Here is a 24271-nt window from a genome sequence, read left to right as displayed (position 1 = left end):
CGGGAACTTCGGGCGCTTTGGCGGGTGCGGTCCCGGCGTCGACGGTCGCTTCCGGGGCAGCGAACGCGGGCGTCGGGGCGGGGCCGGATTCGGCTTCGAAGAGCGTGGGTTGGTTCGGGGATGTCGGCATGATCGCCGCCATTATGACGAAGTCGGTTTCGCCGTCGCGGTCTCCGCGGGCGGAGCGACCGGCGGAAGCGGCGCCGCCGGCGTCGGCGCGGCCGCCGCGGCCCGGGCGTGACGCAGGAAGTCGCTGATGTACCAGCGGCCGTCAACGCGCTCCACCGCGACCACGGTGTCGATGGTGCGTCCGCCCAGCGGATAGCGCATCCGCACCCGCGCGCGGTCGCCGTCCCGGCTTTCCAGCGACAGGCTCATGGCGTCCAGGCTTTCGTCCAGATCCAGGCCGTAGCCGGCCAGCGACGCTTTCACCGCCGCGGCCATCGGGCCGAGCTGGCGCAGGCTCTCGTCCATGCCCAGCCGGCGGAAATCCGCCTCGTCCCGCAATTCGGTCCGGCGCGCGGCCAGGCTGAGCTTGGCGATCGCGGCACGGGCGCGCTTCGGATCGCCCAGCCGCGCCTTCCCGCCCCAGTCGGCCATGGCTTCCACCACCTGCACGTAATGCGCGCGCTCCTCCGGGCTCAGGGCCTGGTCGTTCTGGAGATATTTGGCGCCGAACAGCCCCAGCGCTTTGGCCGCGGCCCGCAGCTCGCTGTGGGCGTTGGCGAACTGGCGGTCGAAGTTCCTGCGCAGGCGGGCTTCGGCGCCGTCGGCGGCGAGCGTGGCGAGGACGCCCGGGATGCGGTGGTCGAACGGCAGTTCCTCCAGCGGCCAGCGGGTGCGGCCGGCCTGCCACGCGGCCGCCAGCGCCGGACGCAGCGCCGGTGGCACCGCGTCGTGGGCGAAGGCCTGCAGGTCGTTGTCGCGCAGATGCCCGCTGAGCAGGGCGACGGCCTGTACCGGTTCCGTCGCCGCACCGGCCACGTGCTCGCGCTCGTCGCCGCAGCTCGTCGCCGCCAACGCCAGCGCGACCGCAAGCAGGGCGGCCAGCGGTGCCGGGAAGCGGTGGGAGGGTGTGGCGAGGGCGGAGGCCATGGTGCCCGCATCTTGGCCGGCCCGGGCGCGGCCGACAAGCGGCCGGCAGGAGGTCGTCGGAAACGGAAAAAGAAAAGGAGACCGCGGTGGGTCTCCCGAAAATTCCGGCCGAGGCCGGCAGGTCACGGTTGTGGCACGGTTCCGGGCGAACCCGGATGGTCAGAGCCTAACCGCGCCCGGTTTTTAATACAACACTTCAAGAAATATGGATCAAGTGATTGATATCGCTTGCATTTCATCAATCGGATGCTGGTCCGATGCGCGCTCCGCGATCGACGAGACGGGCATCGTGCGGCGTTCGTCGATGAACGCCGCGGATTCGCCGCTGTTCGGATCAGTTGGCGGTATCGAGCGCGGCCCGCTTGGCCTCGCGGCGCTGTTCGCGCGGCTGCCGCCACTCGTTGTTGAACACCGCCGGCTCCCACGAGCCGTAGGTCGGGTTCGGCAACATCCACCAGCGTTCGCCGAACCAGCCGCGATGGCGGGCCTGCAGTTCGGCGCGGGCGTCGGGGGTGTTGGCGATGATCTGGGCGAAATCGCCGAGCTGGTCGCCGAACTGCATCAGCACGCGGTAGCTGCGCCCGGCGAACTGGCGGCGGCAGAGTTTCTCCGAGCCTTCCTGCTCGCAGTCCGGCACGAAGGTGCCCAGGCCGAGGAACACGCTGTCGTCCTTCACCGGCAGGCCGACCGCGCGCAGGTTGTCCAGGGTCGGCGCGATCAGATGTTCGGCGCGGTTGGAGATGTACAGCACGGTCACGCCCTTCGCCTGCGCCGCGCGGGCGAATTCGACGACCCCGGGCACCGGCTTGGCGCGCTTCTCGCGCACCCACGCGTCCCAGGTCGCTTCGTTGTATTCGCCGCCCTCGCGCACCAGCCGCGCCTGGTAGGGCGAGTTGTCCAGCACGGTCTCGTCGATGTCCATCACCACCGCCGGCGGCAGCCCGGTCGCGGGCGTGGCGCGCTCCTCCGGCACCAGCGCGTCCCAGCGCGGATCCTTCAGCGCGGCGTCGAGCTTGTCGGTGGCGGCGCGGTAGACCGTCTCCGCGGCGGCCTGATATTCGGCCGAACGCTGCACCCACAACACCGCGTTCAGATTGTCGTCGGCGGCGACGGCGGGCGTTGCGACCGGCGCGGTCGCAGGCGTGGTGGCCGCCGCCGCGTCCGTCCCTGTCGATGCGGGCAGACTGCGGCAGCCGCCCAGAGCGAACAACGAAGACAGCACGGCAACGAACAGCAGCGACTGGCGCATGGCGACTCCCATGGAATGCGATCGCCCGAGTTTAGCCGAACGCCGTGAATCGCCGTCGGCGGGTGTCCATCACAACGCCCCGGCGATGAGCCCCAGCGCGAACGCGAACAACATCGCCGCCACGATCCGTTGCAGGACGTGCAGCGTGGTCTTCTTCAGCAGCCGGTTGCCGATCCAGGCGCCGGCGAACGCGGCGAGCACGGCGCAGCCGAGCAGGCGGTGGTCGAGGCGGCCGAACACCGCCGCGAGGGTGCCGGCATACACGACGAGGCGCGACAGATCGATCAGCGTCGAGATCGCCGAACCGGTGGCGACGAACGCCTGCTTCTGCAGCCCGCTGCGGGCGAGAAACGCGCTGCGCAGCGCGCCCTGCATGCCGGAGAGGCCGCCGAAGAAACCGCTGAGCGCGCCGCCGAGCGGCAGCCAGCGGCGATCGAATTCGAGGTCGCGCAGCGCCGGCACGATTTCCACCAGCGCGAAGCCCAGCAGCAACAGGCCGATGGTCAGCTTGATCGGCGTGATCGCGAACGCATGGCCGAATGCGGTGTAGGCGTGCAGCGGCGGCAGCGCGCCCAGCGCCGAGAGCAGCCAGGCGCCCACCAGCGCCGCGGCCATCGCCGGTGCGCCGAAGCGCAGCAGCACCCCGCGGTCGATGTGGCGATACAGCAAGCCCAGCTTAAACAGGCCGTTGAGCAGATGCACCACCGCGGTCGCGGCCACCGCCTGCTCCAGCGGCATGAACAGCGCGAACGCCGGCAGCAGCAGCGTGCCCAGGCCGAAGCCGGAGAAGAACGTCAGCCCCGAGGCGAGCAGGGCGACGATGCAGACGACGAGGATATCCACGTGGGGGTCCGTCAGCCTTCCAGCATCGCCTTGATCGCCGCGAAGCCGGCACTGGCGCGCTCCTGCTTGCGCGCGGCGTCGGCGACCGGGTCGGCGCCGTCGCGCTGCAGTTCGTCGGCAGGCAGTTCGTCGAGGAAACGGCTGGGCGTCAGCCGCAGTTTCGTGCCCCAGCGCTGCGCCTCGCGCGAATACGACAGCCACAGCTGTTCCTTCGCGCGGGTGATGCCGACGTAGAGCAGCCGGCGCTCTTCGTCGAGCCGGCCTTCTTCGAGGCTGGCCTCGTGGGGCAGCGTGCCGTCCTCCATGCCGATGATGAAGACGTAGCGGAATTCCAGGCCCTTCGCCGCGTGCAGGCTCATCAGCCGCACCTGATTGCCGGGCTCGCCCTTGTCGGCGTGGCTGAGCAGGGCCAGCGAGGCCGCGAGTTCGCCGGGACCGGCGCCGCCGCGCGCGCCGTCGAACCAGTCGGCGAGTTCGTCGAGGTTGCCGCGGCGCAGCGCGAACATCTGTTCGTTCTTGCACTGCGCGCGCAGCGCCGCGAGCAGGCCGCTGCGTTCGTTGAGCTTGCGCACCAGTTCCGCGGGCGTCAGCGTGCGCGCGTCGTTGCGCAGGCCGCGGACGATGTCGACGAAGCCGCTGAGCGCGTTCGCGGCGCGCGGCTGCAGATGCTTCAGCAGGCCGACGGATTCGGCCGCCCGCGACATCGGCTGTCCGGCCTGCTGCGCCAGTTCCGCGAGCTTCGCCAGCGTGGTCGTGCCGACCTCGCGCTTCGGCGACTGCACCGCGCGCAGGAAGGCGGCATCGTCTTCGGGATTGGCGATCAGTCGCAGCCACGACAGCGCGTCCTTCACTTCGCCGCGATCGAGGAAGGCGGTGCCGCCGCTGAGGTGATACGGCACGCGCAGCAGCTGCATCGCCTTTTCCAGCGGCCGCGACTGGTGGTTGCCGCGGAACAGGATGCAGAACTCGCCCCACTCCGCCTTGCGCGACTGGTTGAGGAAATGGATCTCCGACGCGATCCGCTCCGCTTCGTGCTCGCCGTCGCGGCATTCGAGGATGCGGATGCGCTCGCCGTCGGCCTGCTGGCTCCACAGCTTCTTCAGGTGCTCGTGCGGATTGTTGGCGATCAGCGTGTTCGCCGCGCGCAGCACGCGGTTGCTGCAGCGGTAGTTCTGTTCGAGCTTGACGATCCGCAGCGTCGGATAATCCTTGCCCAACTGCGACAGGTTCTCCGGATTCGCGCCGCGCCAGGCGTAGATGCTCTGGTCGTCGTCGCCCACGCAGGTGAAATGGCCCTTCTCGCCGGCGATCGCCTTCAGCAGCCGGTACTGCGCGTCGTTGGTGTCCTGGCACTCGTCCACCAGCAGATAGCCGATGCGTTCGCGCCAGCCCAGCCGGCAGTCCTCGTCGCTTTCCAGCAACTGCACCGGCAACCGGATCAGATCGTCGAAGTCGACCGCGTTGAAGGTGGTCAACCGCTGCTGGTATTTGGCGTACAGCTGTGCGGCCTCGCGTTCCCGCGGGCTCTGCGCGGCGGCGACGGCTTCTTCCGGCGACAGCCCGGCGTTCTTCGCGCGCGAGACCAGGCTCTGCATCGCCTGCACCGCATCGGGCTTGGCGCCCGGCATCAGGTCCTTCATCTGCGCGTGCGAGTCGTCGCTGTCGAACACCGAGAAGCCGCGCTTCAGGCCGAGCTTGGCGTGTTCGATCTGCAGCAGCTTCAGGCCCAGTGCGTGGAAGGTGCAGATGGTCAGGCCGTCCGCCGCGTCGCCCTTGATCCGCTTGGCGACGCGCTCGCGCATTTCCTTCGCCGCCTTGTTGGTGAAGGTGATCGCGGCGATGCGCTTGGCCGGGTAATGCTTCGACTGGATCAGGTGCGCGATCTTCTCGACGATCACCCGGGTCTTGCCGCTGCCCGCGCCGGCCAGCACCAGCATCGGACCCTGGGCGTGCAGCACCGCTTCGCGTTGGGGAGGATTGAGGCCGTGCATGAAGGAAGCGGGAATGACCGATGGCGGATAGGTCATCAGTTTACCCGCCGGGGCGCGACGATTCGGCTACTGTGCGCATCCAGACGGAGACATCTTCCCCACACCGGCTCGCCCCGGCCCGTCGACGCCGCCCCACGGACCCTCGCGCATGACCATGATCCGCCCCCTGCTGCTCGCCGCCGCGCTGCTCGCCGCGCTGCCCCTCTCCGCCGCGCGTGCCGCCGACACGCCGCCGCCGGATCCCGAGTCGCAGCCGCTGCTGATCACCGCCGGCTTCCTCGATCATCACCAGGACCTGAAGTACCGCAAGTTCGGGATGGAGGCATACAAGCAGGGCCGCTACGAAGATGCGCTGCGTTTCTTCCGCCGCGCCGGTTTCTTCGCCGACAAGCCTTCGCAGGGCATGGTCGCGGAGATGTACTGGAAGGGCCAGGGCACGCCGCGCGATCCGGTGCAGGCCTACATCTGGATGGATCTCGCCGCCGAGCGCGGCTATCGCGGCTTTCTGCTTCTGCGCGAGCAGTACTGGAACGCGCTGAGCCCCGGCGAACGCGAACGCGCCATCGCCGAAGGCCAGGCCGCGTACGCGCGCTTCGGCGACGCCGCGGCCAAGCCACGCTACGAACACCAACTGCGCATCGGCCGCAGCCAGATGACCGGCAGCCGCACCGGTTTCAATCGTGGCGTGCAGATCGAGATTCCCGGCCCCGAGGGCGGGCAGATGATCGAGGGTTCGAAGTTCTACGACGAACGCTACTGGGATGCGAAGAAGTACTGGGCGTGGCAGGACAAGCTGTGGATGAAACCGAAGATCGGCCGCGTCACCATCGGCGAGATCGAGGAGACCGGCCCATCGCGCATCCCCGAGACCGCGCCGGAGGTCGACGCACCAGCGCCGGCCGTGGACGACGTCCCGGCACCGACGCCATGAACGCGCGCGCGCTGCGGTCGCCGGTTTTATCGATGACGCTGACGCTGTGTCTGGCGTCGCCGTCCGCCTTCGCGGCGGAGGGCCAGGCCATCGATGCCGTGCAGGCCGAGACCGCGGTCGCCATCGACACCGATGCCCAGGCGCTCGCGCGCTTCGATCTGCTCTATGCGCTCAGCGCGCATCATCCCAACGAACGCCATCGCCTGTATGGCCAGAAGGCCGCCGCCACCGGCAACTGGCGCGATGCCGCCAAGGCCTTCCGCATGGCCGCGCGTTACGCCGACAAATATTCGCAGCATCGCCTGAGCCTGCTGTACTGGCACGGCGTCGGCGTGCGCGAGGATCGGGTGCTGGGCTATCTGTGGGCGGACATCGCCGCCGAACGCGGCTATCCGCAGTTCCTCGCGATCCGCGAACGCATGTGGCGCGAACTGACGCCCGCGCAGCAGGCCGACGTGATCCGCCGCGGGCCCGCGCTGTACGCCGAATACGGCGATCCGGCATCGAAGCGTCGCTTCGAGCTGGCGTTGACCCAGAGCCGGTTGAACGTCACCGGCTCGCGCACCGGCTTCGACGGCGGCGTCGGCATCACCTCCGGCGACAAACTCCGCGGCACGATGGCGAACGTCAACGACGCCCTGATCCTGGCGACCGTGCACGCGCCGTCGCGCACCGACCCGCAGCGTTACTGGGAAGCGGAAGACCGCGCCTGGAAGAACGGGATCGTGCGGGTCGGCGAGATCGGCGATGCCGAGGCCGGGCCGCCGCCGCCGGTGGACGTGCCCGCGCCGCCGACGCCCTGACCGCGGCCCGCCGTCGCGGGTCCTGATGATCCGCGGCGACGTGATTTAAACTGGCGGCATGGCCAAGCTCTATTTCTACTATTCGGCGATGAACGCCGGAAAGACCACCACCCTGCTGCAGTCCGCGCACAACTATCGCGAGCGCGGCATGCGCGTGGCGATCTTCACGCCGAAGCTCGACTTCCGCGCCGGCTCCGGCACCGTCGCTTCGCGGATCGGGCTCAGCGCCGAAGGCCACGCCTTCGAGCGCGACGACGATCTCGAAGCGCTGGTGCGCGCCGACATCGCGACCCGCGGCAAGCTCGACTGCGTGCTGGTCGACGAAGCCCAGTTCCTGAGCAAGGCGCAGGTGTGGCAGCTGAGCGAGATCGTCGACCGCCTGCGCATCCCGGTGCTGTGCTACGGCCTGCGCACCGATTTCCGCGGCGAACTGTTCGAGGGCAGCCAGTATCTGCTGGCCTGGGCCGACGAACTCAGCGAGATCAAGACCATCTGCCACAGCGGCAAGAAGGCGACGATGACCGTGCGCGTCGACGAACAGGGCCACGCGGTGCAGGACGGGCCGCAGGTGGAGATCGGCGGCAACGAGCGCTACATCTCGGTCAGCCGCGCCGAATTCAAGAAGGTCATGCGCGGCGAAGGCCGGATCGATCCGCTGCAGCATCCGTTGCCGTTGTCGCAGTAGCGCGTCCCGGAGCCCATTCCGATCAAGTCGGTAGAGCGGCCCGATCTGTCACCGGAGCCCCTGTAGGAGCGACGCAAGTCGCGACCGACTGCGGCAAGTCTTGCCGGAATCCGTCGCGACTTGCGTCGCTCCACGGGGGTGTTTCCCGATTCGATGCGGGCTGACGATTGTCCGCCGGCATCGAATCGAGATATGCATCGCCGAGATTCCAGACAGACTCTGAAGGCCGCTCTACCGTATGCGCTGCCGTGTGCGCTTCACGCCGGCGGCAGCGCGGGGAAATCGTCGCGGCGGTCGTAGAAGCCGTTCAGATCGATGCCGTCGACCGTCGCGCCGGGCGTCACCGTCACCGACTTCGGCATCTCCGGGCACGGCGCGCGGATGCATTGCACCTGCTGCATGTGGCCGCCCACGCGGTACAGCGCCGTGCCGTCGCTGGTTTCGGCGATGACGACGTAATCGTCCGCCGGCAAGCCGTCGATGCGATAACGCCCCTGGCCGCGCTGCGTGCGCACGCAGATCCGCGTCGCTTCCGCGGGCGCGCCGCTGCCGATCGCGCAGATCCGCATCGGCGGGATGGCATGTGCGGGATGCTGGATGTGGCCGGCGATACTGCCTGTCGTTGCGCTGTCTGTCGTCGCGTTGCTGGTCGCAGGCGCGTCGACGCGGCTTCCGGATTGCGCGCAGCCGCTGCCCGACAGTCCGGCGACGAGTGCGACTGCGATGGCGGCGTTGCGGAGCGTGGGCATGGTGGAGTCCTTGGACGTGTCGAGAGGACGATCGGTGGCGGTCAGCGGCAGCGCAGGCGTTCGCGTTCGAACGTGCGCGCGAGACTGCCGCCTTCGGGCAGGGCGGCGGCGATTTCGGCGCCGATCGCATCCAGCAGCGCCGGGCCTTCGCCGAAACCGGGTTCCTTGCAGCGCTGCAGGGCGATGGCGGTCCCCGCCAGCCATGCGACCTTGCGCAGTTCCGGATCGGATTTCGGCAGTTCCGACAGCGCCTGCAGCTGGTTCGCCACCGAGGGCGCCGGCGGATCGGCGTGCGCAAGATCGAACAGCGCCAGCGACAGCTCCGCGCGGCGCGTATTCGGATGCGAAGGGCCGTAGCCGCCGCGGGTGAGCTTCACCGCGGTCGCGAGATGCGCGCGCGCCTTCTCGTTCTGACCGAGCGCGGTCTGCACCTCGCCGAGCATGCGCTCGGTATCGCCGACGCGCCGGTTGTTGGCGCCGAGCTGTGCGGCGCGCAGTCGCCGCACCTGCAGCAGCAGCGGCAGCGCTTCGCGGCTGCGGCCGGCGTCGTGCAGCACCATCGCCTTGTTGAACAGCACGCCGTGGTAGAGCGACGAGGTCGGGTCCTTGCGCAGCACCGCCAGGGCGCGATCGAGATGGCGCAGCGCGGTGTCGAACTGGCCTTGTTCCCACGCCACGATGCCGAGACTCGCATCGTTGCGCGCCACGTCCTCGTGATTGCGGCCGAGCCGCGCGATCAGCCATTGGTGGCTTTCGCCGAACGCCGCGCCGGCTTCGCGGAAGCGGCCCAGGTCGACGTGGATCGCGGCCAGCTGGCGGCGCGCGTCGACGCTGGCCGGATGCTCCGTGCCGTGCAGATCCAGCGCCAGGGTCAGCGCGTCGTAACAATCGCGCTCGGCCAGCACCAGTTGCCCGGCGCTGCGCTCCAGATCGCACAGGCGGCGCTGCAGATCGATCGCCAGCGGATGGCGGTTGCCGACGCTGGCCTGCAGTTGCGCCAGCGCATTGCGGAAGCCCTGCAGCGCGGCTTCCGGCTTGTTGTCGTCGCTGTCGAGGTCGGCCAGATCGGCGAGGTTCTCGACCACGCCGGCGATGTCGTCCAGCGTATTGCGCCGCAGTTCCAGCGAGCGCTGGAACAACAGCCGCGCCACCTCCAGCCGGTTCTCCTGGCGCTGGCAGCGACCCAGTTCCGAATAGAAATCCGCGACCTGCGCCGGCAGGCTCCGCTGCAGACCGCGGGCGTCGCTTTCCAGCGGCTTCATCCGCGCCACGCATTCGGGCGAACGATCGAGCAGGCGCATGGTGCGGCCGAAATCGGTCGCCGAAGACAGCCGCAGGCTGTCGGGCGCATCTTCGATGCCGGCGATGATGACGCTCTGGATTTTGAGCAGCCGCTCCGCGTCGCGGTAATCGCCCAGGCCCAGACGCAGTCGCGCGATCACGCCGAACAGCTCCGCCTTCGCCAGCGGCTGCCGCGCGAGCTCGCGATTGCCGCGCTGTTCGCCGGCTTCCAGCAGTTTGCGCACGTCCAGCGGGCCCGGGGTGTCGCGGCCGCCGGCCTGTTCGAACAGGCCGGTCACGAAATCCTGCAGCGCCTGCGCGCGACTGGCTTCGCGCATCGCCTGCTTCGCCTTCCACGTCACCAGCACCAGCGCGGTGGTCAGCACCAGCAGCACCAGCGCGGCGGTCGCCAGCGCCCAGCGATGCCGCTGCAGGAACTTGTGGCTGCGGTAGGCCATGCTCTGCGGCCGCGCCAGCACCGGCTTGCCTTCGAGATAGCGGTGCAGATCCAGCGCCATCGCCTCCACCGAGGGATAGCGGTGCTCAGGACGCTTCGACAGCGCCTTCAGCGCGATGTTGTCCAGATCGCCGGCGATCTCCTTCGCGCGCCGGCGCAGCGCGATCATCCGCGAGGGATCGCTGTCGACTTCGCGCAGCAGGGTCGCCGAAGGTTTCTGCGGGTCGGCGACCAGGATCGCTTCTTCCCACTCGGCGTCGGTCTGCCGCTTCAGCCGGTAGGGCTTGGTTTCGGCCAGCAGCTCGTACAGCACCACGCCCAGCGAATACACATCGGTCATGGTGGTGACCGGTTCGCCGCGGATCTGTTCCGGCGCGGCGTAGTGCAGGGTGAACGCGCGCACTTCGGTGCGGGTGTTGTCGCGGCCCGGCTCGGGGCCGTCCAGCAGCTTGGCGATGCCGAAGTCCAGCAGCCGCACTTCGTCCAGCGGCGTGACCATGATGTTCGACGGCTTCAGGTCGCGGTGCACGATCAGGTTGGCGTGCGCGTGGCTCACCGCCTCGCAGACCTGCAGGAACAGCTTGATCCGCGCCTCGACGTTGAGATCGCGGCCGCGGCACCAGTCGGTGATCGGTTCGCCTTCGACGTATTCCAGCGCCAGGTAGGGCTGGTTGTCGGTGCTGATGCCGGCGTCCAGCAGCCGCGCGATGTGCGGATGGCCGAGGCGGGCGAGGATCTGGCGCTCGCGGGTGAAGCGCTGGCGCAGGTTGGGATCGGCCAGGCCGGGGCGCAGCAGCTTCAGCGCGACCCGGCGCTGGTAGAGGCCGTCGGCGCGGCGCGCCAGCCAGACCTGGCCCATGCCGCCTTCGCCCAGCAGGCGGTCGAGCTTGTACGGCCCGATCAGCGTCTCCGGCTTGGCCATCGGCGGCGGCGCCACCAGCGGCTCGGCGAGGAAATCCTCGTTCTCGTCCTCCAGCGCGAGCAGCGCTTCGAGTTCGCCGGCCAGCGCCGGATCCTCCTCGCGCAGGGTGTCGAGCCGCGCCCTGCGGGCATCGGCATCGAGCTCGATCAGCGCATCGAGCAGCGGCGACAGGCGCTGCCAGCGTTCGGCGTCCATGGGCTCGGCGTTCTGCTCAGGCGTCGCGTGAGGTCGGCATCATCGTCGCCGCTGCGGGCAGCGCCCGCAAGCCGTCAGCGCTGGCCGTTCTCGTCGCCCAGCGAGGCCAGCAGGAACAGCCGCGCCTTCTGCCAGTCGCGACGGATGCTGCGCTCGGAGCGATGCAAGAGTTCGGCGATCTCCTGTTCGGAGAGGCCGGCGAAATAGCGCAGCTCGACCACCTGCGCCAGCTTGGCGTCGACTCCGGCCAGCTTGGTCAGCGCGGTGTCCAGGCCCAGCATGTCCTCGTCCAGGCGCAGGCCGCCTTCGACATCGTCCGGGAGCTCGGTGACGCGATGCAGGTCGCCGCCGCGCTTCTGCGCGAGGCGCTGGCGGGCGTAGTCCACCACCACGCTGCGCATCGCCGAGGCGGCGTAGGCGAAGAAGTGCGCGCGATCGTCGAACTGCACGTCGCGGCGGCCGATGAGTTTGAGGTAGGCCTCGTGCACCAGCGCGGTGGCGTCGAGCGTCTGCCCGTACTGCCCGGCCAGCTGGCGCCGCGCCATCGCGTGCAGCTCGTGATACAGGGTGCCCAGCACGCGGTCCAGCGCGGCGCGATCGCCGTCGCGGGCGGCATCCAGCCACTGGGTGATGTCGGCGGATTCGCTGGGGTGGTCGCTCATGGACGGGTCGGAGGCACCATCGGACGGAGGCCGACTATACCGCGCCCCGGCGACGGCCGGCATCGCGGGGCCGCAGCGGACCGGCCCGCGTCAGCGCTGGCAGTGCCCGCACCAGACCGTGGCCCGCTGCGCCAGCAGCGCCTGTTTCAGCGGCCGCCCGCAGCGCGGGCAGGGTTCGCCGCCGCGGCCGTAGGCGGACAGCTCCTGCTCGAAATACCCGGGCGCGCCGTCCGGGCTGAGGAAATCGCGCAGGGTGGTGCCGCCGCGCTGGATCGCATAGGCCAGGATGCGGCGGATCTCGGCCGCGATGACGTCGTAACGCTCGCGCGAGACCTTGCCCGCCGCGCGCAGCGGCGACACGCCCGCGGCGAACAGCGCCTCGGCGGCGTAGATGTTGCCCACGCCGACCACGATCTTCTGATCCATCAGGAAGGCCTTCACCGGCGCCCTGCGACCGCGGCTGCGCTCGAACAGCAGTTCGCCGCTGAAATCGTCCGACAGCGGTTCCGGCCCGAGATCGCGCAGCAGTTCGTGGGTCTCGCCCGGCGGTTGCCACAACAGACAACCGAAACGCCGGGGATCGTTGAAGCGCAGCACGCGCATGTCCTGCGAGGCTTCTTTCACCCTCCCCCGCACGCGGGGGAGGGCCGGGGTGGGGGCCTGTGCCGCACCCGCATCGTCTCCAATCAACAGATCCACATGATCGTGCGCCTGCACCGGCGTCTCCGCCGGCAACACCCGCATGCTGCCCGACATGCCCAGATGCCAGAGCGCCGAACCGGCATCGGTGTCCATCAGCAGATACTTCGCCCGCCGCCGGATCGCGGTAATGGTTTGCGACGGCAACAGCGCCTCGATCTCGCGCGGAATCGGCCAACGCAGATCCGGCCGCCGCAGCGTCACGCCGACGATGCGCCGGCCTTCCAGATGCGGCGCCAGACCGCGACGCGTGGTTTCGACTTCGGGGAGTTCGGGCATGGGGGTGGCAGTCGGGGGCGATATCGCGATGATACGTTCGCTGCGGGCTTTGAAGCAGCGCAAAGGAAGCGAGTCGTGCAGCAAGCGCAGCGCAACTCCACTTTGTCCGTCGACGAGCGCGGACCCCGTATCGCGCATCGACCCACCCATAGGGTGCGCCTCGGCGCACCGCGGATGTCACGCATGAAAATCCGGTGCGCCGGGGCGCACCCTATGCGGTTCGTTATTGCCACCCATACCGCACAAGATGGAAAAAAATCGGCGCCGCGAACACCACGGAGTCGAGGCGGTCGAGGATGCCGCCGTGGCCTTCGATCATGTGGCCCCAGTCCTTCACGCCACGGTCGCGTTTGATCGCGGACATCACGAGGCCGCCGAAGAAGCCCATCAGGCAGATGACGAGGGCGACGAGCGCGGCTTCGACCGGTGTGAACGGGGTGATGCCGTGCAGCGCGGCCCCGAGCACGGTGGCGCTGGCGACGCCGCCGATCAGGCCTTCCCACGTCTTGGACGGCGACAGCGCGGGCGCGACCTTGTGCTTGCCCAGCAGCTTGCCCCAGACGTACTGCAGCACGTCGCTGCCCTGGACCACGATCACCAGGAAGGCGATCAGCAGCAGATTGCGGCCTTCGAAGCCAGGGATGTTCAGCGTCATCAGCGCCGGCACGTGCGACAGGCAGAACACGCAGATCATCAGCCCCCACTGCACCTTCGAGGCGCGTTCGAGGAAGCGGGTGGTGTCGGCCGAGAGCGCGGCGAAGATCGGCAGCAGCAGGAAGGCGTAGACCGGGATGAAGATCGCGTACAGCCCGTACCACTCGATCCACACCAGCGCGTACTGCACCGGCAGCGCGATGAAGAACGCCAGCAGCAGCACCAGATGGTCGCCGCGGCGGGTGTAGCACAGGGTGATGTATTCGCGCAGCGCGAAGAACGACAGCAGTCCGAACAGCACGATCACGCCGCCCTTGCCGAACCAGAACGCGGCCGCGAGCACGCCGACCATCCACCACCAGGCGCGGATGCGGCTGTTGAGGTTGTCGATCACGCCGTGCGGTTCCTCGGGCGCGAAGCGCAGCTTCAGCACCCAGCCGATGATCGACGCCACCGTGAGCACGGCGACCGCACCGGCGAAGATCGGCAGTGCGTACATCGAGGGAAACGGGTTGTGCATCAGGCGGGCTCCACGGGCGCGGGTGGGATGGCGTCGTCGTTGTCGCTGGGCGTCGCGTCGTCGGGATCCTCGGGCCGCAGCGCCAGCATCGCGGCGCGGGCGCGCTCGAGGAAGGCGGCCTTGTCTTCGCCGTCGATGCGCGCCAGCGGCGGGCCGAACACGACCGTGCACAGCAGCGGGATCGGCAGCAGTTGGCCCTTCGGCATCACCCGCGCGAGATTGTTGATCCACACCGGCACCAGTTCGGCCTGCGGCGCTTTCGTGGCGAGGTGGAACAGCCCGCTCTTGAACGGCAGCAGCACCGCGTCGGTGGTGTTGCGCGTGCCTTCCGGGAAGATGATCAGCGAATCGCCGCCGGTCAGTGCGTCGACCATCTGTTCGATCGGGTCGGGACGATCACTTTTATCGGGAGCCGCCTTGCGCTCGCGATCGATCAGCACCGCGCGGAACACCTTGCCGCCGAGGAAGCGGCGCAGCGGATCGCGGTTCCAGTAGTCGGCGCCGGCCACCGGGCGCGTGCGCCGGCGCAGCCACGGCGGCAGCGACGCCCACAGCAGCACGAAGTCGCCGTGGCTGGCGTGGTTGGCGAAGTAGATGCGCTGCGCGGCGTTGGGCCGGATGCCGCGCCAGAACGCCTGCGCGCCGGTGAGCAGGCGGATGAAAGCGATGATGAGCCGCGCGATCAGGCGTTCGATCATGCCGCCACCGTTCCGTGCGCTCATGGCGCGACCGCCGCTTCGCGCAGACCGTTGCGCACGCGCCGCACGACCGTCCACGCGGTCAGCGCGCACAGCGCCGGGAACAGCCAGAAGGCCCAGGCCGACAGCAGCCCGGCGATGCCGATCCACAGCGCGATCGCGCCGAGCACGAAGGCGCGGTCGCTCTTGCCCATCGGGCCGTCGTAGCGACGGCTCGCGCCGATCGTCGGTCCGAGCGCGCCGGCGAATTCGCTCAGCCCGGCCAGCACCACGAAGACCGCCACCCACACCGGCCCATGTCCCACGGTGAACGGCGCCACCGCGGCGAACGGCAGCGCCAGCGCGGCGTCGGCGATCACGTCGGTGAGTTCGTTGAGATAGGCGCCGAGCTTCGACTGCTGGCCGAACTCGCGCGCCAGCATGCCGTCGATGGCGTTGAAGGCCATGCGCAGGAACATCCACAGCGGGATCAACAGGAATGCTCGTGGGCCGGGCGCGTGGAAGTACAGCCAGAGGCCGAGCGCGATCGACAGCGCGCAGGCGGCGAGGGTGACCTGGTTGGCGGTGACGCCGAGCGCGTGCAGGCGACGGACGAACGGGCGCAGCAGCGCCTGGAATTTCGGTTTGAGTGCGTAGATCGACATGGCCGCGTCATCATTCCATACCGCCCCGTCCGTTGTCCGCAATGTGAACGGGTCGCGTTTTTTCGCCGCCATGGTCCGAATTGCGACGCCCATCGCCCAACGCGGGTGAACCATACGCATTCGAACGGATGGCAATCGGCCATGGCCGGCCCCATCATGCAGGGGTTCACCACGAGCCTGCGCGCATGTCCCTGTCCCTGTTCGATTTTCTCTCCGGCGGCCTGCTCCAGGCCAGTTGGGTCACGATGCTGATCTATCTGCTGATCGCGACCCAGCTCACGATCTTTTCGGTGACCCTGTATCTGCATCGCAGCCAGGCGCACCGCGGCGTCGATTTCCATCCCGTGCTCAATCACTTCTTCCGCTTCTGGACGTGGCTGACCACCTCGATGATCACCCGCGAGTGGGTGGCCATCCATCGCAAGCATCATGCGAAGTGCGAGACCGAAGAGGATCCGCACAGCCCGAGGACCAAGGGCATCTCCACGGTGTTCTGGCGCGGCGTCGAGCTGTACCGCGAAGCGCGCCGCGACCGCGCCTCGATCGAGCAGTACGGCAAGGGCGCGCCGAACGATTGGATCGAACGCCATCTCTACACCGCGCACGCCACCTTCGGCCCGACCCTGCTGCTGTTCGTCAGCTTCGCGCTGTTCGGTTTCAAGGGCATCGCGGTGTGGGCGATCCAGATGGCGTGGATTCCGTTCTGGGCCGCCGGCGTCGTCAACGGCCTCGGCCACTGGTGGGGCTATCGCAACTTCGAGACCACCGACACCGCGACCAACCTCACCCCGTGGGCGGTGTGGATCGGCGGCGAGGAACTGCACAACAACCATCACGCCTTCCCGAGTTCGGCCAAGTTCGCCCTGCGCAAGTGGGAGTTCGACATCGGCTGGGCCGCGATCAAGGCGCTGGAAACCGTGGGCCTGGCGAAGGTGCTGCGGGTCGCGCCGAGCCTCGACATCCGCCCGAACATCCCGGTGCCGGACACCGACACCCTGAAGGCGCTGCTGGCGCTGCGCTTCCAGGCGATGACCGATTACCAGCGCAACGTCGTCAAGCCGGCGCTGCGCGAGGAAGCGCGGATCGCCGGCGAGAAGCTGCGCGCGCTGCTGCCGCGCAAGCTGCGCAAGGGCATCGTCGACGACGGCCGCTGGCTGCAGCCCGATGCCCGCGAACAGCTGCGGGAATGGGTCGCGCAGCGTCCGCGCATCGGCACCCTGATCGAATACCGCGCGCGCCTGTCGGCGGTGCTGGAAACCCGCAGCCAGAGCGCGACCGAGACCCTGCAGCAGTTGCAGCAGTGGTGTCGCGAGGCCGAAGCCAGCGGCATCCAGGCGCTGCAGGAGTTCTCGCTGCGCATGAAGGGCTATTCGCTGCAGCCCGTGCGCGCCTGAGTTTTGCCGCGCACCGCCGCCGCGCCGTGACCGCCGCCGCCGCCCGCATGGTGTTCGCGCTCGCGGTACTCGTCCTTGCGCCGGCCGTGTCGGCGCAGCGGGTCTGGACTTCGCCCGCACCCGCGCCGGCCGCACCGACGACGATGCCGCTGCCCGGTCCGCCTGCCGCGCCGGGCGTCACGCCGCGGGGCACCGGCGACTATCTCTCGCGCATGGACGCGGACCGCGACGGCAAGGTCGCGCTGGTCGAATATCAGGATTGGCTGAGCTACGCCTTCGACGGCATGGACCGCAACCGCGACGGCACGCTGACGCCGGACGAACAGCCGGGCGGCCGCGGGCAGACGCTCACCCGCGAGGCCCACCGCACGCGCCTGGCGGAACGCTTCCGTCGCCAGGACATCGACCGCAGCGGATTTCTCGACGCGAAGGAACTGGCGGCGCCGCCGCAAGGGCGCTGAGCGCGCGATCGCATCGGCAAAGATCTGTAGGAGCGCCGGAAGGCGCGACCGATGACGGAAAGCGTTTCCGCAGCCTGTCGCGCCTTCCGGCGCTCCTACAGCGGCTGCGGCCACATGCCCGGCGGGGCCGCTCTACCGATGCGGCCGGTCGATGTCTGCTCAGGCGCTCACATCGCCACGCCCGGCGACTCGCCCGGTGCGGCCACGTCCGCGGCGCCCAGCATCTGCTTCCAGGCGAAATACATCGCGCCGGCGATGAAGCAGATGAAGAAGCCGTTCATCAGCGCATTGCCGATCAGCGTCGCGGTCTGGCCGAAGACCAGCTGGGCGATGCCCATCACGATGCCGGCGCCGATGCCGGCGGCGAACAGGATCACGAACGCGAGCACCATGAACACGATCAGCGCCGGAAGATTGCGCACGCACGCGGTGAAGCTGCGCTTCATCGCGGGCACCAGGCGCACGTCGTTGAACAGCATGTCCGGCACCACCGTGAGGGTGAGCAACAGCGACAGGAAGCCGATGCCCAGCGCCAGCACCATCCACAGGAACAGGCGGCCCGCGGGCAGATCGAGGAACAGCTGCGGATCGACCTGGCCGCCGTTCTGGGCTTCCGTCTGGATCTTCAGCATCAGCGCCGACAGCTTGTCGAGGTTCTCCTGGCCCACCATGAGGAACAGCAGTCCGAAGATCAGAAACAGCACCGCGAACTGCGGAATCAGCGTGGTCAGCAGGCGCGCGGCCTTGCCGGTGCGGATCGAGGCCAGCAGATGCGCCGGCGCCGCGCTGCGGCCTTCGGCGACTTCATGGGCGGCGAAGATCATGCCGGCCATCAGCAGCGGGCCGATCACGATAAAGATCAATTGCAGCGCCTTCGCCATCGGCGGCGCCGTGCCGGAGACCAGCACCACGATCAGCCAGAGCACGGCGTAGATCACCGCCAGCAGGCCGAAGCCAATCGGCGATTTCTTCAGCAGCCGGAATGCGTCCAGCAGCCATTCCGCGCCGGCGGCCGCCGGTACCTTGCGAATCTCCATGCCTCTCCTCGTAGTGTCGTGTGGGTGCGGAAAAAAAGGTGCGGGGACGTCAGTGGCCGCGCAGCGTCGCCGCGTGGCGGACGAAGCGGCGCAGCACGCCGCGGGCCGCGGGCGTCGGTTTCACGTCCTTCGCCATGCGCCGGTGGCACCGGCCTTCGCGCTGCAGCGCGTCGCGCCGCGCGTGCACGTAACCGCGCATGTGCGACGCGCTGAATTCGGGGTGGAACTGCACGCCCCAGGCATGATCGCGCCAGCGGAAGGCCTGGCAGGCGTCCTGCTCGGACCGCGCCAGCACCGCGGCGTCGGCCGGCGGCCGCAGCACGGTCTGCAGATGGGTGACCTGCGCCGCGAACCGCGTCGGCAGCGGCGCGAACAGGAGGTCCTGCGCCGCTTCCGGGTGCAGTTCCACCGGCACCGTGCCCATCTCGCGGCCAGTCGGGTTGTCGCCGACCTCGCCGCCGAGGGCATGCGCGATCAGCTGGTGGCCGTAGCAGATGCCGAACACCGGCAGCCCCGCGTCGAGGCCGTCGCGCAGCCAGTCGGCGGTGCGCTCGCTCCAGCCGTGGCGGTCGGTGACCATCGCTCCCGAGCCGGTGATCAGCACGCCGGCGTATCCGGCGTGCCCGGGCAGCGGGTCCCCGGCCTCCACATTCACCACCGTGGCCTGGTCGGCGCGCAGGCCGGCGGCGACGCGGATCCAGTGCGGAAAGCGCCCGTGCCGACGCATGCTGGCGACGGGCTGGCCGGTTTCGATGATCAGGAACTGCGGGTCGGGCTTCGTGTTCACGGCGGGCTCGCGGCGGGGCGCGGCATGGGCGGCGGGACGTGGCCCTTATACTACCCAGTCCCCACACCGCCAGCGCCTTTCCATGCAGGGACCGACCTTCCAGGAACTCATCCAGCGCCTTAACGCCTATTGGGCCGCCCAGGGCTGCGTGCTGATCCAGCCGCTCGACCTCGAGGTCGGTGCCGGCACCTTCCACCCGGCCACCTTCCTGCGCGCGCTCGGCCCGGAGCCGTGGAACGCCGCCTACGTGCAGCCCTCGCGCCGTCCCACCGACGGCCGCTACGGCGAGAACCCCAACCGCCTGCAGCATTACTACCAGTACCAGGTGGTGATGAAGCCCAATCCCGACAACATCGTCGAGCTGTACTTCGATTCGCTGAAGGCGCTGGGCGTCGATCCGCTGGTGCACGACCTGCGGCTGGTCGAGGACAACTGGGAATCGCCGACCCTCGGCGCCTGGGGCCTCGGCTGGGAAGTCTGGCTCAACGGCATGGAAGTGACCCAGTTCACCTACTTCCAGCAGGCCGGCGGCATCGAGTGCAAGCCGGTGCTGGGCGAGATCACCTACGGTCTGGAACGCCTGTGCATGTATCTGCAGAACTGCGACAACGTCTACGACCTGATCTGGACCGTCGGCCCGCAGGGCCCGGTCACGTACGGCGACGTGTTCCTGCAGAACGAACGCGAGCAGAGCGCCTACAACTTCGAACACGCGAACGTCGAGGAACTCTTCCATCGTTTCGATGCCTGCGAAGCCGAAGCGATGAAGCTGGTCGAGCTGCGCCTGCCGCTGCCGGCCTACGACCAGGTCTGCAAGGCCTCGCATTCGTTCAACCTGCTCGACGCGCGCCGCGCGATTTCGGTCACCGAGCGCCAGCGTTACATCCTGCGCGTGCGCAAGCTGGCGCAGGCGGTGGCCGAGGCCTACTACGCCCAGCGCGAGAAACTGGGCTTCCCGGGCCTGAAGGACGAGGCGAAGCGCGCGGCGCTCGGGAACGCGGCATGAGCGCCGCGGGCGGTGCGCCGCTGCTGATCGGCATGTTCGACTCGCCGTTCGTACGGCGGGTGGCTGTCAGCATGGATCTGCTCGGGCTTCCGTTCGAGCACCGCAACTGGTCCGTGGGCAACGATTTCGAGCGCATCCGCGCCTACAACCCGCTCGGCCGGGTGCCGGTACTGGCGCCGGACGACGGCGAGGCGCTGATCGAGTCGGCGATGATCCTCGGACATCTCGACGATGTCGTCGGCCCGGAGCGTGCGTTGTTGCCGCCCTCCGGCCCCGACCGGCGTCGCGCGCTGCGTCTGCTCGCCTTCGCCACCGGCGCGGTGGAGAAAGGCCTGCAGATCGTGATGGAGCGGGTCTTCAGGCCCGAAGCGCTGCATCACCCGCCGTTCCTCGAGCGCTGCCGCACGCAGATGCGCGGCGCGCTGACCGAACTCGACCGCGCCTGCGCCGAGGCCGGCGAACGCGAATGGCTGATCGGTGATCGCATCGGTCAGGCCGACATCACGCTCGCCTGCTTCACGACCTATCTGCATGAAGCGGTGCCGGAACCGCTCGACGCCTGGCCGGCGTTGAGTGCGCGACGTGCCCGATATGAAGCGTTGCCGGTCTTCCGCGCATTCCATGTGCCCTTCTTCCAGCCCGACGCCACCGGGGCCCGCGGCGCATGAACCCGCTGCCGTCCCGGCTGACGCCCGCGCTGGCGCAACATCTCGGCGACCATCCCCGGTTCGCCGAAGTGTTCGCGCACCACAGCCTGAGCGTGGAGATATACGCACCGCGCGGTCACGACCCGCAGACGCCGCACGCGCGCGACGAGGTCTACGTGGTCGTCGCCGGCTGCGGCACATTCTTGTGCGACGGCGAGACCCGCGATTTCGCGCCAGGCGAACTGCTGTTCGTGCCGGCCGGGATGGAACACCGTTTTCTCGATTTCAGCGACGACTTCGCCACCTGGGTGCTGTTCTACGGCCCCGAAGGCGGCGAAGCGAATGCACAGGATTGATGTGATGACCCAGATGCTCCCCCTCCTGATCGAACTCGGCACCGAAGAACTGCCGGTCAAAGCTCTTCCCGGACTGGCCCAGGCGCTGTTCGACGGCATCATCGACGCGCTGACCAAGCGCGGCATCGCCTTCGACCGCGACGGCGCCAAGCCGTTGTACACCCCGCGCCGGCTCGCCGTGCGGCTACCCGGCGTCGCCGCCGAACAGCCCGAACAGCACAGCGAAGTGCTGGGCCCCTACCTCAACATCGCGCTCGACGCCGAAGGCAGGCCGACCCGGGCGCTGGACGGCTTCGCCGCGAAGGCCGGCGTCGACTGGACCGCGCTGGAGAAGACCACCGACAACAAGGGCGAGCGCTTCGTCCATCGCGCGGTGAAGCCCGGCGCGAAGACCGCCGCGCTGCTGCCGGAGATCCTGGCCGAAGCCCTCGCCGGCATGCCGATTCCCAAGCCGATGCGCTGGGGCGCCCACGAATACGGCTTCGCCCGTCCCGCGCACTGGCTGGTGCTGTTGCTGGGCGACCAGGTCGTCGATGCCGAAGTGATGGGCATCCAGGCCGACCGCATGAGCCGCGGCCACCGCTTCCATCACGAAAAGACCGTGTGGATCTCCTCGGCCGACGACTACGTCGACGCGCTGCGCGCCGCGAAAGTGCTGGTCGATCCCGAAGAACGCCGCGCCCGCGTCGTCGCCGAGGTCGAAGCCGCCGCGGCGAAGGTCGGCGGTACGCCGCGGATCACCGACGACAACCTCGAACAGGTGCAGTGCCTGGTCGAATGGCCGAAGGCCGTGCTGTGCGCGTTCGAACGCGAATTCCTCGCGGTGCCGCAGGAAGCGCTGATCGCGACGATGGAAGCCAACCAGAAGTTCTTCCCGGTGCTCGACGCCGAGGGCCGGCTCACCGAGCACTTCATCGGCATCGCCAACATCGAATCGAAGGACGAAAGCGAAGTCCGCAAGGGCTACGAACGCGTGATCCGCCCGCGCTTCGCCGACGCCAAGTTCTTCTTCGACGAGGATCTGAAGCAGGGCCTCGTGAGGATGAATCAAGGCCTTGAGACCGTCACTTATCAAACGGATCTTGGCAAGGTGTCTGAAAAAGTTGATCGCGTCTCAAAGTTGGCCGAAAGAGTCGCTGGGAAGATTGATGTCGATTCGCAACTCGCATCTCGTGCGGCCGAATTTGCGAAAGCGGATCTGCAATCGCGAATGGTCAATGAATTTCCCGAGCTGCAAGGTATTGCGGGTCGTTACTACGCGATGAGAGATGTGTTTTTTGATGATCTCTCGACGAACGATCGCAAGCAGCTTGCGGATGCAATCGATGAGGCATATATGCCTCGTTTCGCCGGTGATTCCATCGCACCCAGTAGCCTCGGTCAGGTGCTGGCGATTGCGGAACGGCTCGATACGCTTGCGGGTGGCTTTGTTGCAGGGCTGAAGCCGACAGGCAACAAGGATCCGTTCTCGTTGAGACGTAACGCCTTAGGATTGGCAAGGACCTTGATCGAAGGCAATCATGACTTGGATCTTCGGAGTAGTATCAACAGTGCTGTTATTTCGGCAAGAAACGCGGTTCTGACTACAAAGGCTTTAAAGCGTGAAGCTGATGCCGAAGATGCTCGGCGCAAAGGGGTGAAGGTAGATGATGTCCAGGTCGGCATCATTCAGATGCGGCATGAATCTGAGATCGCTGAAGATGTTTTCGACTTCATCCTCGACCGCCTCCGTGCCTATTACGCCGACCAGGGCGTAACCCCGCAGCAATTCGAGGCCGTGGCCGCGCTGATGGGAACGCTCGCGGCTAAAGCCGCTCCTACGAAGAGTGGTGGCGATGCGTCGGATGCCGTCGTAGGAGGGGCTTCAGCCCCGAGCTCTTCGGTCAACGCCACCTCCGGCTCCCTGCTCGACTTCGACCGCCGCCTCAAGGCCATCGGCGAATTCGCGAAGCTGCCGGAGGCCGAGGCCCTGGCCGCGGCGAACAAGCGCATCCGCAACATCCTCAGGAAGGCCGACATCGCGATCCCCGCGACGGTCGACACCGCGCTGTTCGCCGAAGACGCCGAACGCGATCTGCACGCCGCGGTCGAGCAGGCCATCGCCGACACCGATGCGGCGCTGAGGACCCGCGACTATGTCGCGGTGCTCGGTCGCCTCGCGCGCCTGCGTCCGGCGGTCGACACCTTCTTCGACAAGGTGATGGTCAATGCCGACGACGCGGCCGTGCGCGGCAATCGCCTCGCCCTGCTGCAGCGCCTCGCCGACCGCCTCGGCAGCGTCGCCGCGATCGAGCATCTGTCGGTCTGAGCCGATCGGTCACGACTCGACCCGCCGGCTGTTGAAAGCCGGCGCTCCCGCGGGCATTGCATCAGCCGTTGCCGCGACCTGTCCGTCAGCCCTTGTGGGAGCGACGGAAGTCGCGACGAACGGCGCGGCGAACGCTCCGCCCCGGCATGCGGGTCGGGACCGCCGCTCCTCCGCCCGGCTAGGCATCCGCCTCCCGGGCCCGGGACGCGGAGCCGGCATGTCATCGTCGCAATCGATCGATCTTTCATCGGTGATCGTCGCTGTCGATAGCGACGACATGCGTTCTGCATGATCGACGGGCCTGCGTCACGGCCCGGCATCGCGGGTCCGCCTCCGCGTCGGGGCGCTGGTTAGGATCGGCCTGCCGCGTCGCGCACGCGGCGCTCCGCGCAGGCGTTCCGGCGCGATCCTCCGCCCGGAATGCGGCGTCGGGGCATCCCCGAACCGATCACAGGAGTGACCACCATGAAGCGCCTGCTGCCCACCGCCCTCGTCGTCAAACTCTCGGCCCTGCTGCTCGCGCTCGGCGCGTCCGGCGCGGCATCCGCCGCCACCGAGGCCTACATCGACTGTTCGCTGCAGAGCAATGCCTGCTTCGGCGACGCCTACAGCGATGCCGGACCGGTCACCTTCATGTACCAGTTCGATTACGTCGACATCGACGCCATCTTCCCCGCCGACTGCACCAACCAGACGCACTGCGGCTTCTACTGTCCGCGCTATCCGGGTCCGCTGCAGGCGCGGCTGCTGGTGTTCGACGCGAACTTCAACCTCGTGAAGACCACCGAGTGGGTGGCGGGCCTGTGCACGCAGCAGGACATCCTCCTGCCCGGCGGTCTGTCGCGGATGCAGCCCGCGCCCGTGCGCTGAAGTATCGCCGGCGCCGGCCGCATGCCCGTCGCGGATGCGGCGGGCATG

The 24271-nt window shown here is 68.5% G+C and carries 23 protein-coding genes; 10 read left to right on the top strand and 13 right to left on the bottom strand.

The features are described from left to right. Nucleotides 1–141: 141 nt before the first annotated feature. The 4 genes from ABD974_RS06125 to ABD974_RS06110 form a co-directional block, all read right to left on the bottom strand. Complete coding sequence (locus ABD974_RS06125; RefSeq protein ID WP_345302418.1) at nucleotides 142–1095, bottom strand: hypothetical protein; 954 nt, start codon at nucleotides 1093–1095, stop codon at nucleotides 142–144. 334 nt (nucleotides 1096–1429) lie between these two features. Beyond that, the gene (locus ABD974_RS06120; protein ID WP_425562638.1) at nucleotides 1430–2356 is read right to left on the bottom strand and encodes a 5'-nucleotidase, lipoprotein e(P4) family; all 927 of its coding nucleotides are present in this window, start codon (nucleotides 2354–2356) and stop codon (nucleotides 1430–1432) included. 57 nt (nucleotides 2357–2413) lie between these two features. Beyond that, entirely contained in the window at nucleotides 2414–3187 is a 774-nt protein-coding gene (locus tag ABD974_RS06115) for a sulfite exporter TauE/SafE family protein (protein ID WP_345302416.1), read from the bottom strand. Nucleotides 3188–3198: 11 nt separating this feature from the next. Continuing rightward, the gene (locus ABD974_RS06110; protein ID WP_345302788.1) at nucleotides 3199–5178 is read right to left on the bottom strand and encodes a UvrD-helicase domain-containing protein; all 1980 of its coding nucleotides are present in this window, start codon (nucleotides 5176–5178) and stop codon (nucleotides 3199–3201) included. Nucleotides 5179–5326: 148 nt separating this feature from the next. Here ABD974_RS06110 and ABD974_RS06105 point away from each other — a divergent pair, with 148 nt between their 5' ends. From ABD974_RS06105 to ABD974_RS06095, 3 genes are read left to right on the top strand one after another with little or no spacing between them, the layout of a single operon-like run. Continuing rightward, nucleotides 5327–6109 carry an SEL1-like repeat protein gene (locus ABD974_RS06105; RefSeq protein ID WP_345302415.1) on the top strand — a complete coding sequence of 261 codons (783 nt, stop codon included), beginning with the start codon at nucleotides 5327–5329 and terminating at the stop codon, nucleotides 6107–6109. Nucleotides 6110–6141: 32 nt separating this feature from the next. Continuing rightward, nucleotides 6142–6912, top strand: coding sequence for an SEL1-like repeat protein (locus ABD974_RS06100; protein WP_345302414.1), 771 nt, complete (start codon nucleotides 6142–6144; stop codon nucleotides 6910–6912). Between the two features lie 58 nt (nucleotides 6913–6970). Next, nucleotides 6971–7597 (top strand): thymidine kinase, encoded by a 627-nt coding sequence (locus ABD974_RS06095; RefSeq protein WP_345302413.1) that lies wholly within the window; start codon nucleotides 6971–6973, stop codon nucleotides 7595–7597. A 257-nt stretch (nucleotides 7598–7854) separates the two neighbouring features. On the opposite strand, the gene ABD974_RS06090 is transcribed toward ABD974_RS06095, so the two are convergent. From ABD974_RS06090 to ABD974_RS06060, 7 genes are all read right to left on the bottom strand, one after another. Next, nucleotides 7855–8346, bottom strand: coding sequence for a hypothetical protein (locus ABD974_RS06090; protein ID WP_345302412.1), 492 nt, complete (start codon nucleotides 8344–8346; stop codon nucleotides 7855–7857). Nucleotides 8347–8387: 41 nt separating this feature from the next. Then, a complete protein-coding gene (locus ABD974_RS06085; protein ID WP_345302411.1) occupies nucleotides 8388–11201 on the bottom strand; it encodes a serine/threonine-protein kinase in 2814 nt (937 codons plus the stop codon). Between the two features lie 74 nt (nucleotides 11202–11275). After that, nucleotides 11276–11863 carry an ECF-type sigma factor gene (locus tag ABD974_RS06080; protein WP_345302410.1) on the bottom strand — a complete coding sequence of 196 codons (588 nt, stop codon included), beginning with the start codon at nucleotides 11861–11863 and terminating at the stop codon, nucleotides 11276–11278. Between the two features lie 90 nt (nucleotides 11864–11953). Next, the gene (gene mutM, locus ABD974_RS06075) at nucleotides 11954–12841 is read right to left on the bottom strand and encodes a bifunctional DNA-formamidopyrimidine glycosylase/DNA-(apurinic or apyrimidinic site) lyase (RefSeq protein WP_345302409.1); all 888 of its coding nucleotides are present in this window, start codon (nucleotides 12839–12841) and stop codon (nucleotides 11954–11956) included. A 223-nt stretch (nucleotides 12842–13064) separates the two neighbouring features. Beyond that, nucleotides 13065–14015 (bottom strand): phosphatidate cytidylyltransferase, encoded by a 951-nt coding sequence (locus tag ABD974_RS06070; RefSeq protein WP_345302408.1) that lies wholly within the window; start codon nucleotides 14013–14015, stop codon nucleotides 13065–13067. Then, nucleotides 14015–14713: a lysophospholipid acyltransferase family protein gene (locus tag ABD974_RS06065; protein ID WP_345302787.1), complete on the bottom strand. Its 699-nt coding sequence runs from the start codon at nucleotides 14711–14713 to the stop codon at nucleotides 14015–14017. The genes ABD974_RS06070 and ABD974_RS06065 overlap by 1 nt, the downstream gene beginning before the upstream one ends. 20 nt (nucleotides 14714–14733) lie before the next feature. Continuing rightward, nucleotides 14734–15357, bottom strand: coding sequence for a CDP-alcohol phosphatidyltransferase family protein (locus ABD974_RS06060; protein WP_345302407.1), 624 nt, complete (start codon nucleotides 15355–15357; stop codon nucleotides 14734–14736). 185 nt (nucleotides 15358–15542) lie between these two features. Here ABD974_RS06060 and ABD974_RS06055 point away from each other — a divergent pair, with 185 nt between their 5' ends. Then, nucleotides 15543–16751, top strand: a complete 1209-nt coding sequence (locus ABD974_RS06055) for a DesA family fatty acid desaturase (RefSeq protein WP_425562637.1) — start codon at nucleotides 15543–15545, stop codon at nucleotides 16749–16751. A gap of 26 nt (nucleotides 16752–16777) precedes the next feature. Beyond that, nucleotides 16778–17212 (top strand): CREC-EF hand family protein, encoded by a 435-nt coding sequence (locus ABD974_RS06050; RefSeq protein ID WP_345302405.1) that lies wholly within the window; start codon nucleotides 16778–16780, stop codon nucleotides 17210–17212. 167 nt (nucleotides 17213–17379) lie between these two features. Here the strand turns inward: ABD974_RS06050 and ABD974_RS06045 are convergent, their stop codons facing one another. Next, nucleotides 17380–18249 (bottom strand): BPSS1780 family membrane protein, encoded by an 870-nt coding sequence (locus ABD974_RS06045; RefSeq protein ID WP_345302404.1) that lies wholly within the window; start codon nucleotides 18247–18249, stop codon nucleotides 17380–17382. A 49-nt stretch (nucleotides 18250–18298) separates the two neighbouring features. After that, complete coding sequence (locus ABD974_RS06040; RefSeq protein ID WP_345302403.1) at nucleotides 18299–19036, bottom strand: glutamine amidotransferase; 738 nt, start codon at nucleotides 19034–19036, stop codon at nucleotides 18299–18301. An 82-nt stretch (nucleotides 19037–19118) separates the two neighbouring features. On the opposite strand from ABD974_RS06040, the gene glyQ reads away from it, so the two are divergent. From glyQ to ABD974_RS06015, 5 genes are all read left to right on the top strand, one after another. Continuing rightward, nucleotides 19119–20042, top strand: coding sequence for a glycine--tRNA ligase subunit alpha (glyQ, locus tag ABD974_RS06035; protein ID WP_345302402.1), 924 nt, complete (start codon nucleotides 19119–19121; stop codon nucleotides 20040–20042). After that, a complete protein-coding gene (locus ABD974_RS06030) occupies nucleotides 20039–20710 on the top strand; it encodes a glutathione S-transferase family protein (RefSeq protein WP_345302401.1) in 672 nt (223 codons plus the stop codon). Before glyQ ends, ABD974_RS06030 begins: the two co-directional genes overlap by 4 nt. Beyond that, a complete protein-coding gene (locus ABD974_RS06025; RefSeq protein ID WP_345302400.1) occupies nucleotides 20707–21045 on the top strand; it encodes a cupin domain-containing protein in 339 nt (112 codons plus the stop codon). Before ABD974_RS06030 ends, ABD974_RS06025 begins: the two co-directional genes overlap by 4 nt. A gap of 4 nt (nucleotides 21046–21049) precedes the next feature. Further along, a complete protein-coding gene (gene glyS / locus ABD974_RS06020) occupies nucleotides 21050–23353 on the top strand; it encodes a glycine--tRNA ligase subunit beta (RefSeq protein WP_345302399.1) in 2304 nt (767 codons plus the stop codon). 465 nt (nucleotides 23354–23818) lie between these two features. Next, nucleotides 23819–24223 (top strand): hypothetical protein, encoded by a 405-nt coding sequence (locus ABD974_RS06015; RefSeq protein WP_345302398.1) that lies wholly within the window; start codon nucleotides 23819–23821, stop codon nucleotides 24221–24223. Nucleotides 24224–24271 lie beyond the last annotated feature (48 nt).

The sequence above is a fragment of the Lysobacter hankyongensis genome, assembly GCF_039543145.1.
Taxonomy (GTDB): domain Bacteria; phylum Pseudomonadota; class Gammaproteobacteria; order Xanthomonadales; family Xanthomonadaceae; genus Lysobacter_I; species Lysobacter_I hankyongensis.
The sequence above is the reverse complement of the archived record's forward strand: the minus strand, read 5'-3'. Positions and strand labels throughout refer to the sequence as shown.